The sequence below is a fragment of the Streptomyces sp. BE20 genome (assembly GCF_036322525.1).
In the GTDB taxonomy this organism is placed as follows: Bacteria; Actinomycetota; Actinomycetes; order Streptomycetales; family Streptomycetaceae; genus Kitasatospora.
Genome location: NZ_JAQYWW010000924.1, coordinates 1 through 17394 on the forward strand (window position 1 = coordinate 1; position 17394 = coordinate 17394).

Consider the following 17394-nt stretch of genomic DNA (forward strand, 5'->3'; position numbering starts at 1 on the left):
CCACGAACAACCGCGCCAGCCGGTTCACCCGCGCGTCCAGCTCCGCGTACGTCCACGAGGACGCACCGAACACCAGCGCCACCTCGTCCGGCACCGACACCGCACGCTCCGCCAGCAGATCCGCCACCGAAGCCGACGGCAACTCACGACCCGTCGCCGCCCACTCCCCCAACAGCCCCCGCTCACCCGACGTCAGCACGTCCAGCGCGCGGACCGGGCGGTCCGGGTGGTCGACGATCTGGTGGAGCAGGGCGACCAGGCGTTCGGCGTGCGCCTCGACGGTGGCGCGCTCGAAGACGTCCGGGCGGAACTTCCACTCGAAGGAGAGGGCCTCTCCCGGGTTGGTGATGAAGATCAGCGGGAAGTGCGTGGCGTCGACGTCGACGACGTCCTGCACGCCGAGGCTCTCCCGGATGCGGTCCCGGACGCCCTGGTCGGCGGGCGTGTTGCGGAGCACCTGGAGGGTGTCGAAGAGCCGGCCGAAGCCGGTGCCGCGCTGGATCTCGCCGAGCCCGATCTGGTGGTGCGCCAGCAGGGTGGTCTGCTCCGCCTGGAGGCGGGTGAGGAAGCCGGCGACGCTCTCGGCGCCGTCCAGCCGGGCCCGGACCGGCACCGTGTTGAGGAACATGCCGATGGTGGCGTCGATGCCGGCCAGTTCGGCCGGGCGGCCGGAGACGGTCGCGCCGAACACCACGTCCTCGCGGGCGGTCAGGCCGGACAGCAGCAGGCCCCAGGCGCCGGAGAGCACGGTGTTGAGGGTCAGGCCGCGCTCGCGGGCGAAGGCCGCGATCCGGGCGGTCAGCCCGGCGGATATCCCCGCGGTGACTTCCTGCGGGAGCAGCGCGGCCCGCTCGCGGGCCTGCGGCGCCAGCAGCGTGGGCTCGGCGAGGTCCGCCAGGGCCTCGCGCCAGGCCGTCCGGCCCTGCTCGGCGTCCTGGGCGGCCAGCCAGCGCAGGAAGTCCCGGTAGGGCAGGCCGAGCTCGGGGACGCTCTCGCCCGCGCAGCCGATCAGCAGTTCCTGGAGGAACAGGCCGGCCGACCAGCCGTCCCAGAGCAGGGCGTGGTTGGTGATCAGGATGCGCTGGCCGCCGCCCGGGGCGAGCACCGACACCAGGCGCAGCAGCGGCGGGGCCGCCAGGTCGAACCGGGTGGCGGCCTCGCGCTCGGTCAGCCGGCCGAGCTCGGCCTCGAACTCGGCCGGGGTCAGCGCGGACAGGTCGGTCTCGGTGAGCGGCACGTCGACGACGCGCGGCACGAACTGCACCGGGCGTCCGGGCGCGTCCTGCAGAAAGCCGGCCCGCAGGTTGGGGTGGCGCTCCAGCACGGCGGCGACCGCGGACCGCAGCACCTCCAGCGGCACCCGGCGGGTCAGCGTGACGAGGTCGCGGGAGGTGTAGACGTCCAGGGCCTGGTCGTCGTAGCCGGCCTCGAAGAGCAGGCCCTCCTGGAGCGGGGAGACCGGCCAGATCTCCTCGATCTCCAGCTTGGGCGCGACGGCGCGGACGGCGGCGAGCTCGGCCTCGGTGGAGGCCGGCAGCTCGGGCAGCGCGGGGGCCTCGGCGGCGGCGCCGCGCGCGTCGGCCAGGGCGGCCAGCGCGGCGGGGGTGCGGCCCTCGAAGACGTCGCGGGGGCTGAGCGAGAGGCCCTCGGCGCGGGCGGCGCCGATCAGGCGGATCGAGGAGATGGAGTCGCCGCCGAGGCGGAAGAAGTCGTCCTCGGCGCCGGTCGCGGGCAGGCCCAGGACCTCGGCGTACAGCTCGCAGAGGAGTTGCTCGGTCTCGGTCTCGGCGGCCCGGCCGGCGGACCCGCCGGTGTAGTCGAGGGCGTCGTCGGGCAGGGCCCTGCGGTCGAGCTTGCCGTTGACGGTCAGCGGCAGCGCGTCCAGGACGGCGAACGCCGAGGGGACCATGTACTCGGGCAGGCGGGCCGAGACGGCCTCGTGCAGGGCGGTGGTGTCCAGGCTCGCGCCGGCGGCGGGCACCACGTAGGCGACTACGCGGTCGACCGCGCCGGAGCGCACCAGCACCGCGCTGTGGGCGACGCCGGGCTGCTCGGCGAGCACGGCCTCGATCTCGCCGAGCTCGATCCGGTAGCCGCGGATCTTGATCTGGTCGTCCACCCGGCCCAGGTAGTCGAGGGTGCCGTCGGGGCGGCGGCGCACCAGGTCGCCGGTGCGGTACATCCGGGTGCCGGGCGCACCGTACGGGTCGGCGAGGAAGCGCTCGGCGGTCGGGCCGGGGCGGTCCAGGTAGCCGCGGGCCAGCTGGACGCCGGCCAGGTACAGCTCGCCGGGGGAACCGGCCGGGACGTGCCGCAGCAGCGCGTCCAGCACGTAGGCGCGACCGCCGGCCAGCGGGCGCCCGACGCTCGGGGTGTCGCTGTCGGCGAGGTCGGCGAGGAGCGCGTCGACGGTGAACTCGGTGGGGCCGTAGTAGTTGAGGGCGCGCAGGCCGGGGGTGGCGCGCAGCCGGCCCCACAGCGGCTGCGGCAGGGCCTCGCCGCCGAGCAGGAGCACGGAGGGACGGTGGCCGCCGTCGAGCAGGCCGCAGTCCAGCAGCTGCTGGGCGTGGGTGGGCGTCAGGTCGAGGACGTCGATCCGCTGCTCGCGGGCGTAGCCGACGACGGTCTCCGCGTCGCGGCGCTCGGCGTCGCCGAGGACGTGCAGTTCGTGGCCGCCGAGCAGCCAGAGCAGCTGGTCCCAGGAGGAGTCGAAGGAGAAGGAGGCGACGCTCAGGGCGCGCAGCCGCCGGCCGTCGGCGGCCTCGGCGAAGGCGCCGGTCAGGTGGTCGTGGGCGAGGTTGGCGAGCGCGGCGTGCGGGACGACGACGCCCTTGGGGCGGCCGGTGGAGCCGGAGGTGTGGATGACGTACGCGGCCTGGGCGGGATCGACGGGCCCGCCGCGCTCGGCGTCGCCGAGCGGGCCGCCGGGCAGCGCGGCCAGGGCGTCGGCGACGGCCGGGTCGTCCAGCAGCAGGGTGGCGGTGCCGGGTGCCACGGGCAGCCGGCCGGCCACCTCGCGGGTGGTCAGGACCACGGCCGGACGCACGTCGTCGAGGAGCACGGCGAGGCGCTCGTCCGGGTGGTCCAGGTCGAGCGGCAGGTAGGCGCCGCCGGCCCGGAGCACGGCCAGGATGGCGACGACGGAGTCGGCGGAGCGCGGCAGGGCGAGCGCGGCGACCCGCTCGGCGCCGAGGCCGCGGCCGATCAGCAGCCGGGCCAGCCGGTCGGCCCGCTCGGACAGTTCGGCGAAGGTCAGGGTGGCGGTGCCGCCCGACAGGGCCGGGCCCACCAGGGCCACGGTGTCGGGGGTGCGCCCGGCGAGGGCGGTGAGCAGCTCGGTGACCGGGGCGGCGTCCGCGTCGGCCGGACGGCCGGCCACGGTGGCGTCCAGGGCGGCGTGCTCGGCGTCGTCCAGCAGGTCGAGCCGGGCGAGCGGGAGGTCGGGGTCGTCGGCGAAGGCGGTCAGCAGCGCGAGGAAGCGGTCGGTGAGCCGCTCGGCCCGGGCCTGCTCGAACAGGTCGGGCCGGTACTCCAGCTCGACGCGCAGCTCGGCGCCGGGCAGCACGGTGACGCCGAGCGGGTAGTGCGTGGCGTCGCGGGCCCCGAGGGCGGTGATGGCGAGACCGTCCGTACCGCCCAGGTTCTCGCGCAGCGCGTCACCGCCGCCCTGGTAGTTCTCCACCACGAGCAGGGTGTCGAAGAGGTCGCCCTCGACCGCGCTGCGGCGCTGGATCGCGCCCAGGCCCAGGTGCTGGTGGGCCAGCAGCTCGGCCTGCTCGCGCTGCACCCCGGCGGCGGCGCCGGCCAGGGTCGCGCCGGGGTCGAGCCGGACGCGCACCGGCACGGTGTTGATGAACAGGCCGACCATCGACTCGGCGCCCGGCAGGTCGTCGGGGCGGCCGGAGACGGTGGTGCCGAACACGACGTCGGTGGTCCCGGTGAGGGAGCCGACCAGGACGCCCCACAGGGTGTGGGCGACGTTGCCGAGGGTCAGGCCGCGCCCGCGGGCCGCGGCGGCGATCCGCCCCGACAGCTCGGCGTCGGCGTAGCGGGTGACCAGGCCCGGCTCCACGGCGGTGGCCGCCACGGCGCCGGGCGCCACCGGGTGGGCCTGCTCGAAACCGGCCAGCGCCGTGCTCCAGGCGGCCTCGGCGGCGGCGGTGTCCCGGGTGGCCAGCAGCGCCAGATGGTCCTTGTAGGGGCGGACGGCCGGCAGCACCGAGAGGTCACCGGCGGAGCCGTACAGGGCGAGCAGCTCGCGGAAGACGATCGGCATGGACCAGCCGTCGAGCAGCAGGTGGTGGCAGGTCAGCACGAGCCGGGAGCGGCCGTCGCCCAGGCGCAGCAGGGCGAGGCGCAGCAGCGGCGGCGTGTCCAGGTCGAAGCGGCGGTGCCAGTCCTCGTCCATGGCCGCGAGGACGGCCGTCTCCTGGGCCCCGCCGTCGAGCGCGGTCAGGTCGACCTCGCGCAGCGGGGTGTCCACGGTGCGCTGGACGAACTGGACCACGGCCTCCGGGTCCTCGTACCAGAAGCCGGCCCGCAGGTTGGCGTGGCGGGTGAGCAGGGCGTCCAGGGCGGCGGCCAGGCGGGGCGTGGCGAGCGGGCCCGCGAGGTCCAGGTGGGACTGGACGACGTAGACGTCACGGGCCTGGTCGTCGTACAGGGAGTGGAAGAGCATGCCCTCCTGGAGCGAGGACAGCGGGTAGACGTCCTCCAGGTCCGATTCGGCCGCGCCCTCGGCCTGGGGGTCGTCGATCGGTGCGGTGGAGTCGTTCATCACGGTCTTCTCGGTCCTGGTGGTGGGGAGGTGGTGGTCGGTCGGGTCGGGGAGGGGTGTCCGGGGCGGATCCGGCCGGAGCCCGGGCCGCGGGGGCCCGGGCTCCGGGGGCGGGGCGGCGCTCATCGGCGGCGCCGCCCGCGCAGTCGGGACTCCAGTCGGTCGATCTGCGCCTGCTTCAGCGAGACCAGGCTGAGGTCGGACGGGGTGACCCCGCCTGCCTCGCCGCCCGCGGTGTGCCGGGCGAGCGCGTCGAGGGCGGCGAACCAGGCGTCGGCGAGCGCCGCGACCTCGGCCTCCGTCAGCAGGGCCTGCGGCCAGCTCCACTCGACGGCCAGCTCGGGCCGGCCGTCGGCGCCGGCGCGGACGACCGCGTCGATCTCCACCGGGTAGCCGGCGGCCATCAGCGGGTCGGGGCCCGCCCCGGCGGCGACGGCGTCCCGCTCGGGCTGCGGGGCGAGCGGCCAGCCGCCGAGCGGTCCGCCGGCGGCGTCGGCGCGCCCCCGGTAGTTGAACAGCACCTGCGAGCGGGGGACGCCTGCGGTGCCCAGCAGCGCCGCGGTCTGCGGGTTGAGGTGGCGCAGCAGGCCGAAGCCGAGGCCCTTGTCGGGCGCGGCCCGCAGCTGCTCCTTGACCTGCTTGAGCACCTGGCCGGCGGCCGGGCCGCCGGTGAGCGCGGCGGCGGGGTCGATCCCGTCGAGATCCAGCCGGACGGGGTGGACGGTGGTGAACCAGCCGACGGTGCCCGCGAGGTCGGGGGTCAGCCCGTCGTGGCCGCCGCGGCCGTGCCCCTCCAGGTCGACCTGGAGGGCCGGTGCGGTGCCCGGGCGGGCGGTGGCCGCGCCGAGCACCAGACCGGCGAGCAGGACGTCGTCCACGCCGGCGCCGAACGCCTTGGGCACCTCGGTGAGCAGCGGGGCAGTGCGGTCGGCGGGCAGCGTGCGGTGCAGGGTCCGCACCGTGGCGACGGTGTCGCGCCCCGGGTCGGCGGCGAGGTGGGCCAGCGGTCCGGCGGGCCCGGCCAGCGAGGTGCGCCAGTGGGCGGCCTCGGCGACCCGGCCGCGCTCCTGGGCGTGCGTCAGCAGGTGCTCGGCCCAGGCGCGCAGCCCGTACGTCTCGGGTTCGAGGGCGGGGCGACCGCCACCGGCGAGGGCCTGGTAGGCGGTGGCCAGGTTGGGCAGCAGGGTCCGCCAGGAGACGCCGTCCACCGCGAGGTGGTGGACGGTCAGCAGCAGGCGGCCGTCCCGGTCGTCGCCGGCGTCGAACCAGGCGGCGCGCAGCACCCGGCCGGCGGCGGGGTCGAGCGCGGCGGCGCTCGCGTCGGCCTCCCGGGTCAGCAGCGCGGCGAGGTCGCCGTCGCGGGCGTCGATCCGGCGCAGGGTGTCCGGCTCGGTGGTGGCGGGGGCCTGGCCGGCGGGCAGGATCTCCTGGGTCCACAGGCCGTCGGTCCGGTCGAGGCGCAGCCGCAGCGCCGGGTGGTTGGCGGCCAGCGCGGCCAGGGCGGCGCGCAGCGGCTCCTCCCGCAGGCCCGCCGGGACGCTGACCAGCACCGACTGGTTGAAGCGGTCGACGGGGCCGCCTCGCTCGCGCAGCCAGTGCACGACCGGCAGGGCGGGCAGTTCGCCGTCGACGGGGACGGCGGCCGGGGCGGCCGGGGCCCGGCCGGCGGGGCGGGCGACGGCCAGGCCCTTGGCCTCGGCCAGCGCGGCCGGGGTCGGGTACTGGAAGACGTCCTTGGCCGCGAGGTCGTAGCCGGCCTTGCGGGCACGGCTGATCAGCTGGATCGAGACGATGCTGTCCCCGCCGAGGGCGAAGAAGTTCTCGTCCTCGCCGACCTCGGCCAGGCCGAGCACCTCGGCGAAGACCCGGGCCAGGGCGGCGGCCGCGGACGGCCCGGACACTGCCGGGGCGGCCTGCTCGGTCCGCCGGCCGGGGGCCGGCAGGGCCTTGCGGTCGAGCTTGCCGTTGACGCTCAGCGGCAACGCGTCCAGCACGGTGACCACCACCGGCACCATGTGCTCGGGCAGCACGGCGGCGACGGCCGCCCGGACGGCGTCCCCGCCCACGCTCGCCCCGGCCTGCGGGACGACGTAGCCGAGCAGCTGACGGGCGCCGCCCTCGGTGAGGGCGCGGGCGGTGACGGCGGCCTGGCCGACACCGGGCACGGCGGCGAGCGCGGACTCGATCTCGCCGAGCTCGATCCGGAAGCCGCGGACCTTGACCTGGTCGTCGGTGCGGCCGAGGTACTCGACCTCGCCGTCGATGCGGCGGCGTACCAGGTCGCCGGTGCGGTACATCCGGGTGCCGGGCCCACCGTGCGGGTCGGCGACGAAGCGGCCGGCGGTCAGGCCGGGGCGGCCGAGGTAGCCGCGGGCCAGCTGGACGCCGGCCAGGTACAGCTCGCCGGGCACGCCCACCGGGACCGGCCGCAGCCGGGCGTCGAGGACGTGCAGGCGGGTGTTCCAGACCGGGCGGCCGATCGGGACGACGCCCGAGCCGGCCCACGCCCGGTGGTAGGTGACGTCGACGGCGGCCTCGGTGGGCCCGTACAGGTTGTGCAGCTCGATCTGCGGCCACAGGGCGAGGAAGCGGTCCACCGCGGCGGCGGGCAGGGCCTCGCCGGAGCAGAAGACCCGCGTCACCCCCGCGAAGCCCTCGCGGACGGCGGCGTCCTGCTCGGCGGCGCCGGTGAAGGCGGAGAGCATCGACGGCACGAAGTGGCAGGCGGTGACGGACTCGCGGGCGGTCAGGGCGGCCAGGTACTCCGGCTCGCGGTGGCCGCCGGGGCGGGCCAGCACCACGCGGGCGCCGCTGACCAGGGGCAGGAAGAACTCCCAGACCGACACGTCGAAGCTGGCCGGGGTCTTCTGGAGGACGCGGTCGGCCGCGCTGATGCCGTAGACCTCGCGCATCCAGTCGAGCCGGTTGACGATCGCCCGGTGGGTGACGACGACGCCCTTCGGCCGTCCGGTGGAGCCGGAGGTGAAGATGACGTACGCGGCGTGGTCGGCGTCCGGGGCGGTGGGCGTCACGGCCCGCTGCGCCCGGGCGTCGACGGTGAGCACCGGCACGCCCGGCACCGCGGGCAGGCCGCTCTCCAGGCCGGCGACGGTGAGCACGCACACCGGGGCGGCGTCCTCGACCATGGCGGTGAGGCGGTCGACCGGGTACTCGGTGTCCAGCGGCAGGTAGGCGGCGCCGGCCTTGAGGACGGCGAGCAGGGCGACCATGAGCTCGGCGGAGCGGGGCACGGCGACGGCGACGATCCGGTCGGGGCCGGCGCCAGCGGCGGTCAGCGCCCCGGCGAGCAGGCCGGCCCGCTCGTCCAGCTGCCGGTAGGTCAGCACGGCGCCCTCGAAGACGACCGCGACGGCGTCCGGGGTGGCGGCGGTGCGCTCGGCGATCCGGTCCACCAAGGTCCCCTCGCGCACCGGGATGGCGGTGGCGTTCCACTCCCCCGCGAGGCCGCGGAGCTCCTGGGCGGCGGTCGGCTCGATCCGGCCGACCGGCCGCTCGGGGGCGGCGAGGGCCTGCTCCATGACCCGCATCAGCCGGGCCCCGAACAGCCGCGCGGTGGCGCGGTCGAAGAGGTCGTCGGCGTGGATGACGGTCAGGTCGGTGCGGCTGCCGTCGGCGGCCTCCACGAAGGTGAAGGCGAGGTCGAAACGGGCCGCGTGGACGGGGTCGGGCAGCAGGGCGGTGGTGGCGCCGAGCAGGCGGTCCAGGCCGTCGGCCTCCCGGCGGTGCTGGACCATCACCTGGAACAGCGGGTGGCGGGCGAGCGAGCGCTCGGGGTTGACGATCTCCACCAGGCGGTCGAACGGCAGGTCCTGGTGGGCGAGCGCGCCGAGCACGGTCTCCCGGGAGCGGGCGACCAGCTCGTCGAAGCTCGGGTCGCCGGAGAGGTCGTGGCGCAGCACCAGGGTGTTGACGAAGAAGCCGACCACGGACTCCAGCACCTCGTCCGTGCGGCCCGCCACCGGGGTGCCGAGCGCGACGTCGGCGGTGCCGGCGAGCTTGCCGAGCAGCAGGGCCGCGGCGGCCTGGGTGACCATGAACGGGGTCGCCCCGGTGCGCTGCGCGTAGCCGCGCAGGGCGGCGTGCAGCTCGTCGGGCAGGCGCAGCCGCACGGCGCCGCCGCGTCCACCGGCCTCGGCCGGGCGGGCCCGGTCGGTCGGCAGCGTCAGCTCGGCCGGCAGCGCCGCCAGGCGCTCGCTCCAGTAGCGGGTCTGGTCGGCTCCCGGGCCCTCGGCCCCGGCGAGCAGCTCGGCCTGCCAGAGCGCGTGGTCGGCGTACTGGAGCGGCAGCGGCGCGAACGCCGGGGCGGCGCCGGACCGGCGGGCGGCGTAGGCGAGGTCGAGGTCGCGCAGCAGCACGCCCTCGGACCACTCGTCACCGGCGATGTGGTGCAGCGCGATGCTGAGCACGTGCCGCTCGGGGCCGGCGGTCACCAGGGTCGCCCGGACGGGGATCTCGGTGGCCAGGTCGAAGGCGTACGCGCCGGCCGCGGCGACCTCGGTGTCCAGGCGGTGCCCGGAGGCCTCCGCCACGGTGAACGGGACGCCGGCGGTGCCGGGGTCGAGGATCCGCTGGAACGGGCGGCCGTCGTGGTCGGGGAAGACCGTGCGCAGCGCCTCGTGGCGGGCCAGCACGTCGCCGAACGCGGCGCGCAGCGCGTCCGCGTCGAGCGGGCCGTCGATCCGCAGCGCGCACGGGATGGTGTACGCGGTGCTCGGGCCCTGGAGGCGGTAGAGGAACCAGAGCCGGGCCTGGGCGGCGGACAGCGGGATCCGCTCGGGACGCGGGCGGGCCGCGGGGGCGGTGCGGCCGGTCGCCGCGCCGTCGAGCCGCGCGGCGAGGCCGACGGGGGTGCGGGTCTCGAACAGGTCGCGGACGGCGACCTCGGTGCCGAGCGCGGCCCGCAGCCGGCCGATCACCCGGGTGGCGAGCAGCGAGTGGCCGCCGAGGGCGAAGAAGTCGTCGTCGATGCCGACCGCGGGCAGGCCGAGCACCTCGGCGTAGACGCCGCAGATCACGGCCTCCCGCTCGGTGCGCGGGGCCCGCCCGGCCGGGGCGGCGAAGGCGTCGGCGCCGGGCTCGGGGAGGGCCTGCCGGTCGAGCTTGCCGTTGACGTTCAGCGGCAGCGCGGGCAGCGGGACGATCGCGGCCGGGACCATGTACTCGGGCAGCGCCTCGGCGAGCGCGGTGCGCAGCGCGGCGGGGTCGGCGGCGGCCCCGGGGGCCGCGACGACGTAGCCGACGAGCCGCTTGACGCCGCCTCCGCCGGCGCGGGCCAGGACGGCGGCCCGGGCGATGCCGGGCTGGGCGGCGAGGGCCGCCTCGACCTCGCCGGGCTCGACGCGGAAGCCGCGGATCTTCACCTGGTCGTCGTCGCGGCCCAGGAAGTCCAGGCTGCCGTCGGGGCGGTGGCGCACGACGTCCCCGGTGCGGTACATCCGGTCGCCGGGGGCTCCGTACGGGTCGGCGACGAAGCGGCTCGCGGTGAGCGCGGGCCGGTTGCCGTAGCCGCGGGCCAGGCCGGGGCCGGCGATGTACAGCTCGCCGGCGACGCCGGCCGGGACGGGCCGGAGCCGGGCGTCCAGCACGTACACCCGGGTGTTGCCGATCGGGCGGCCGACGAACGGGGTGGGGCTGTCGTCGAGTGCGGCACCGAGCGTGTCGACGGTGTACTCGGTGGGGCCGTAGAAGTTGTGGCCGAGCACGCCCTCGGTCGCGCGGATGCGGGTCCACAGGGCGTCGCCGACGGCCTCCCCGCCGACCAGGAAGAGCAGCGGGCGGTGCCGCTCGGAGTCCAGCAGGCCCCACTCGACGAGCTGCTGACCGAACGACGGGGTGACGTCGAGGGTGTCGATGCGGTCGGCGAGCAGGCGCTGGACCAGGGCCTGCGGGTCGCGGCGCAGGTCCTCGCCGTAGACGTGCAGCTCGTGCCCCTGGACGAGCCAGAGCAGCTGCTCCCAGGAGGAGTCGAAGGAGAACGACGCGGTGTGCGCGGCGCGCAGGCGGCGCCCGCCGGCCCGGTCGACGGCCCGGGCGAAGACGGTGTTGCCGTGGTGCTCCAGCATGTTGGCGAGGCCGCGGTGCGGGACCTGGACGCCCTTGGGGCGGCCGGTGGAGCCGGAGGTGTGGATGACGTACGCCAGGTCGTCGGCGTGCGGGCGGGTCGGTTCGGCGCTCAGCGTGCCGAGTTCGGCGAGGGTGACGACGCCCTTGCCGTGGGCGGCCAGCACCGGGTGGCGGCCGGCGACCTCGGGCGTGCTCAGGGTGAGCAGCGGGTCGGCGTCCTCCAGCATCAGCGCGATCCGCTCGTCCGGGTGGTCGAGATCGATCGGCAGGTAGGCGGCGCCGGAGGCGAGGACGCCGAGCAGGGCGGCGACCAGGTCGGCCGAGCGGGGCAGCGCCAGCGCCACGACCCGGCCGGGGCCGGCGCCGAGCGCGGCGAGGTGGCGGGCCGTGCGGTCGACGCGGGCGGCGAGTTCGGCGTAGTCGAGCCGCTGGTCGCCGAAGACGACGGCGGTCTCCTCGGGCACGGCGGCGGCGCGGGCCGCGAAGGCGTCGACCACGGTGCCGGCGGGGACGGCACGCGCGGTGGCGTTCCACTCCTCCAGCACGGTGCGGCGTTCGGCCGGCGAGAGGATCTCCAGCGCGCCGACGGTGGTGTCGGGCGCGGTGGCGATGGTGGCGAGCACCCGCAGCAGGCGCTCGCCGACGGCGGCGGCCTGCTCGGCGGTGAACACGTCGGGGCGGTACTCGACGGTCAGCTGCGGGGCCTCGCCGGGGAGGGTGAGCACGGTGAGCGGGTAGTGGGTGGCGCCCCGGTTGCCGATACCGGCGACCCGCAGGCCGCGGGCGGTGAGGTGGTCGGGGTCGACCGGGTAGTTCTCGAAGACCAGCAGGGTGTCGAAGAGGGTGCCGTGGCCGGCCAGCGCCTGGATGTCGGCGAGGCCGAGGTACTGGTGGTCGAGCAGGCCGGACTGCTGCGCCTGGAGGCGGAGCAGCATCTCCCCGACCGTCTCGTCCTCGTCCGGCCGGAAGCGCACCGGAACGGTGTTGCTGAACAGGCCGACCATCGACTCGACGCCGGGCAGGTCGCCGGGGCGGCCGGAGACGGTGGCACCGAACACCACGTCGGTGCGGCCGGTGAGGCGGCCGAGGAGCACCGCCCAGGCGCCCTGGACCAGGGTGTTGAGGGTCAGTCCGTGCTCGCGGGCGGTCGTGGTGAGGGCGGCGGACAGCTCGGCGGGGATCGGCAGGTCGATCTCCCGGCCCGCGGCGGAGCCGTCGGCGGCGGCCGGGCCGGCGGCGGGGGTGCCGAGGCTGTCGGCCAGCAGGGTCGGCGCGGCGAGGCCCGCCAGGGCCTGCCGCCAGGCGGCGGTGTCGGCGCCGGTGTCGCGGGCGGCCAGCCAGCCGAGGTGGTCGGCGAACGGGGCGGCGGCGGGCAGCGCGGCGGTGTCGCCGCCGGCGCCGTACGCGGTGACGAGCTCGCGCAGCAGGACGGGCGTGGACCAGCCGTCCATGACGATGTGGTGGCGGGTCAGGACCAGCCGGTGGTGGTCGGTGCCGAGGGCGACGAGGGCGCAGCGCACCAGCGGCGGCCGGGCCAGGTCGAAACGGCGGGAGGCCTCGGCGTCCTCGATGCGGGCGGTCTCGGCGTCCTGCCGGTCGGCGGGCAGCGCGGTGAGGTCGTGCTCGGTCCAGGGCACCCGGACCCGGCCGGCGACCAGCTGGAGCGGCTCCGGCAGGCCCTCGCCGAGGAAGCCGGCGCGCAGGGCGGTGTGCCGGTTGACGACCTCGTCGACGGCCCGGACCAGAGCGGTGCGGTCCAGCGGGCCGCGCAGGTCGAGCGAGGTGAGCGAGGTGTAGAGGTCGTCGGCGCCCTGCCCGTCCTGGAGGAGGGTGTGGAAGAGCAGGCCCTCCTGGAGCGGGGAGAGCGGCAGGACGTCCTCGGTGCCGGGGTGCTCCGCGGCCAGGCGGTCCAGGACGGCCTGGGTGACCGGGGCGAGCGGCACGTCGGAGGGGGTGAGGCCGCCGGCGCCGGGGCGGGCGGCGTAGCGGGTGAGCGCGTCGAGGTGGGCGAACCAGCTCTCGGCCGTCTCGCGGACGGCGTCCTCGCCGAACACGCCGTGCGGCCAGGTGAGCTGGACGGTCAGCTCGGGGCCGTCGGGGCCGTCGTGGACGAAGGCGCCGATCTCCAGCGCGTGGGCGCAGGGCAGGCCGGGGTCGGCGGAGGCGGTGACGGCGTCCCCGGTCTGCGGGGCGACCGTCCACTCCTCACCGGTGGCGGCGAAGCGGCCGAGGTAGTTGAAGAGCAGCTGGGGCTCGGCGACGTCCGCGAGGGCGGCGGCGGACGGCGGGTCGAGCCGGCGCAGCAGGCCGTAGCCGGCGCCGGCGTCGGGCAGGGCCCGGAGCTGCTCCTTGACGAGCGCGAGGGCGCGGCCGGCGGCGGGCCCGCCCGCGAGCGCGGCCTCGGGGTCGACGCCGGAGAGGTCGAACCGGACGGGGAACTCGCTGGTGAGCCAGCCGACCGTGCGGGTGGTGTCGGCGCCGGGGACGAGGTGGTCCTCGCGGCCGTGGCCCTCCAGGCGCAGCAGCAGGTCGGGGCGGGCGTCGGCGCCGAGGCGGGCGCGGCGGCGGGCGAGCAGCGCGAGGGTCAGGCCGGTGAGGAGGACGTGGTCGACGCCGGCCCGGTGGGTGGCGGGGACGGCGCCGAGCAGCGGTGCGGTGCGCTCGGCGGGCAGGGTCAGCCGCAGTCGCCCGGTGGTGGCGGCGGTGTCGCGGGCCGGGTCGAGCGGGCGGTCGCCCAGCAGCGGTCCGCTGCCGTCGGCCAGGACGGCCTGCCACAGGGGCAGTGCGGCGCGGACCCGGTCGCCGGCGGCGGCCTCGGCGAGGCCGGTGGTCCAGGCGCGCAGCGGGGTGGTGACGGGCTCCGGGGTCCGGCCCTCGTAGGCGGCGCGCAGGTCGGGCAGCAGGATGCGCCAGGAGACGCCGTCGACGGCGAGGTGGTGGACGGCGAGGACGAGCAGGCCCGGGGTGTCGGCCCCGGCGTCGAGGTGGACGGCCTGGAGGACGACGCCCTGCTCGGGGTCGAGGCGGTCGGCGGCGGCCTCCCGCTCGGCCGCGGCGGCGGCGGTCAGCTCCCCGGCGGTCACCTCGACGTGCCGGAGCCGGTCGGCGGCGGGCGCGCTGCCGGCGGGCCGGACCTCCTGGGTCCAGCCGCCGTCCGTGGCGACGTGCAGGCGCAGGCGCAGGGCGTCGTGGTGGTCGGTCAGGGTGTCCAGGGCGGCGGCCAGCCGCTGCCGGTCGAGGCCGGCCGGGACGGTGACGACGGTGTGCTGGCCGAAGCGGGCGATCGGGCCGCCGCGCTCGCGCAGCCACTCGCTGATCGGGGTGGTCGGCAGCGGGCCGGTCGCGGCGACGGCGGCGGCGGCCGGGCCGGTGACGGCGCCGGTGGCCTCGGCGACGGCGGCGATGCGGGCGACGGTGCGCCGCTCGAACACCACGCGCGGGGTGATCCGGAAGCCGGCGCGGCGGGCGCGGCTGCCCAGCTGGATGGCGGAGATGCTGTCGCCGCCGAGGGAGAAGAAGTTGTCGTCGACGCCGACCTGGTCGCCGGTCAGTCCGAGGACCTCGGCGACGAGCGAGGCGAGGACGCGCTCGGCGTCGGTGCGCGGGGCGCCGCCGCCCTCGCCGCCGGTGGCGGGCGCGGGCAGGGCCTTGCGGTCGAGCTTGCCGTTGAGGCTCAGCGGCAGGGTGTCGAGGCCGACCAGGACGGCCGGGACCATGTGCTCGGGCAGGGTGCGGGCGAGTTCGGAGCGCAGCGCCTCGGCGTCGGCGGGCGCGGGCACCAGGTAGCCGACGAGCCGGCGGGCGCCGCCCGGGGTCAGCTCACGGGCGGTCACCGCGGCCTGGACGACGCCGGGGAGCGCCTCCAGGGCGGCCTCGATCTCGCCGAGCTCGATCCGGAAGCCGCGGACCTTGACCTGGTCGTCGGTGCGGCCGAGGTACTCGACGGTGCCGTCGGGCGCCCAGCGCACGAGGTCGCCGGTGCGGTACATGCGCTCGCCCGGGCCGCCGTGCGGGTCGGCGACGAAGCGGCCGGCGGTGAGGCCGGGGCGGCCGAGGTAGCCGCGGGCCAGCTGGACGCCGGCCAGGTACAGCTCGCCGGGCACGCCCACCGGAGCGGGTCGCAGCTCGGCGTCCAGCACGTAGAGGCGGGTGTTCCAGACCGGGCGGCCGATCGGGACGACGCCCGCGGCGGGCGCGGTGTGGTGGTGGGTGACGTCGACGGCGGCCTCGGTGGGGCCGTAGAGGTTGTGCAGCGGCACCGCGGGGAGGGTCGCGTACCAGCGGTCGACGACGTCGCCGGGCAGGGCCTCTCCGGAGCAGAAGGCGCGGCGCAGTCCGGCGCAGCGCTCGGCGACCGAGGTCTCCTCCAGGAAGGCGCGCAGCATGGAGGGGACGAAGTGCAGGGTGGTGACGCGCTCCTCGGCGATCAGCGCGGCGAGGTAGGCGGGGTCCTTGTGGCCCTCGGGGCGGGCGAGGACGACGGTGGCGCCCTCGCACAGCGCCCAGAAGAACTCCCAGACGGACACGTCGAAGCTGGCCGGGGTCTTCTGCAGGACGCGGTCGTCGGCGCCGAGGCGGTAGGCGTGCTGCATCCAGGCGAGCCGGTTGACGATGGCGCGGTGGGTGACCACGACGCCCTTGGGTCGGCCGGTGGAGCCGGAGGTGTAGATCAGGTACGCGGCGTGGTCGGGGCCGGGCTCGGGGAGCTCGGGGTGCCCGGCGGCGTCGGCGTCGGCGTCGGCCAGCTCGTCGACCAGCAGGGCGGCGGCGCGGGCGGCCTCGGGGAGCCGCTCCAGCAGCGCGCGGACGGTGACGACGCGCACCGGCGCGGCGTCCTCGACCATGTGGGCCAGCCGGTCGGCCGGGTAGTCGGCGTCCAGCGGCAGGTAGGCGGCGCCGGCCTTGAGGACGCCGAGCAGGGCGACCATCAGCTCGGCGGAGCGGGGCACGGCGACGCCGACCACCCGGTCCGGGCCGGCCCCGGCGGCGCGCAGCGCGCGGGCGAGGGCGGTGGCGCGGGCGTCGAGCTCGGTGTAGGTCAGGGTGCGGCCCTCGGCGACCACGGCGGTGGCGTCGGGGGTGGCGGCGGCGCGCTCGGCGATCCGGCTGACCAGGGTGCCCTCGCGGACCTCGCGGGCGGTGGCGTTCCAGCCGTGCAGGACGGCCTCGCGCTCGGCGTCGGCGAGCAGCGGCAGCTCGGCCAGCGGCTGCTCGGGCGAGGTGGCGAGGCGGGTCAGCAGGGCGGCGAACCGGTCGGCGTGGCGGGCGAGTTCGCCCTCGCCGTAGAGCACCGGGTTGGCGTCGAACTCCAGGACCAGGCGGTCGTCCGGGGTCTTGTGGACGGAGAGCGCGAAGTCCTCGACCGGCCCGGAGGCCAGGTTGACGGTGGTACCGGGGCTGCCCGCGAAGTCGAGGTCGAGGTCGAAGGGCTTGATGTTGAGCATCGGCCCGTGCAGGCGCCCGTCGGTACCGACCAGGCCGAGGTCGCGGCGGATGTCCTCACCGCGGTGGAGCTGGTGGCGGCGCACGGCCTTGAGCTCCTCGGCGGAGCGGCGCAGCAGCGCGGCGAAGGTGTCCGTGCCCGCGACGGGCAGCCGCACGGGGAGGATGTTGACGGCCATGCCGGGCACCCGCAGCGTGCCGGGGGCGGTGCGGGCCATGAAGTGCATGCCGAGGACGGCGTCGGCCGCGCCGGTCATCCGGTGCAGGTAGGCGGCGAAGGCGGCGTTGGCGGCCTCGGCCCAGGTGGTGCGGGACGCACGGGCCGCGGCGAGCACGGTCGCGGACTGCTCGGCGGGCAGCTCGATGCGGTGGCGCAGGGCGGTGGGGGCGGCCGCGGCGGTGGGTTCGGTGAGGCCGACGACGGCCGGGCGGTCGGCGAAGCGCTCGCGCCAGTAGGCGCGGTCGGCCTCGGGCCGGTCGGAGGCGAGGTAGTCGCGCTCGGCGTCGGCCAGCAGGTCGGCGGGCCGGAACGGGCTCTCGGGGACGTCGGCGCCGGTGGCGAGCGCCGTGTAGACCTCGGCGACGCGGCGGCTGAACAGGGCGACGCTGTAGCCGTCGACGACCAAGTGGTGGAACCACTGGAACCAGAGGTGGTCGGCCGGGCCGACGCGTACCAGCAGCGCACCGGTGAGCGGGCCCGCGTCGGGCCCCTCCAGCACGGTGGGGACGGCCAGTTGGTCGTGGACGAGGGCTGCGGCGGCGGCGACCGGGTCGGTGGCGCCGCTGGTGTCGAGGCGGTGCAGGGCCCACGACCCGGCGTCGAACGCGCCGGGGAGCCGGACGGTGCGGCCGTCCTGCTCGGCGAGGCGGATGTGCAGGCCGTCGGCCTCGGTGAGGGTGCGGCGCAGGGCGGCTTCCAGCAGCTGCTCGTCGAGCTCTCCGGCGATGCGCACGTACTGGCCGACGTTGTACGCCGGGTTGTCCGGGTCGATCCGTTGGGCCGCGAGGATGCCCGCCTGGGCGGCTGTCAGCTCCCGCGGAGCTTCCTGGTCGGCGTGCGTGGTCGTCGTGCCAGCCTCTGGCATGGGGGT

General features: G+C 77.0%; 2 protein-coding genes. Both read right to left on the reverse strand.

Translation table 11 applies throughout. The features are described from left to right. Window positions 1–4777: non-ribosomal peptide synthetase (locus tag PUR61_RS21355; RefSeq protein WP_329880798.1), on the reverse strand; the 4777-nt coding region annotated here is incomplete at its 3' end. A gap of 122 nt (window positions 4778–4899) precedes the next feature. Next, window positions 4900–17388, reverse strand: a complete 12489-nt coding sequence (locus tag PUR61_RS21360; protein WP_329880800.1) for a non-ribosomal peptide synthetase — start codon at window positions 17386–17388, stop codon at window positions 4900–4902. Window positions 17389–17394: the final 6 nt, after the last annotated feature.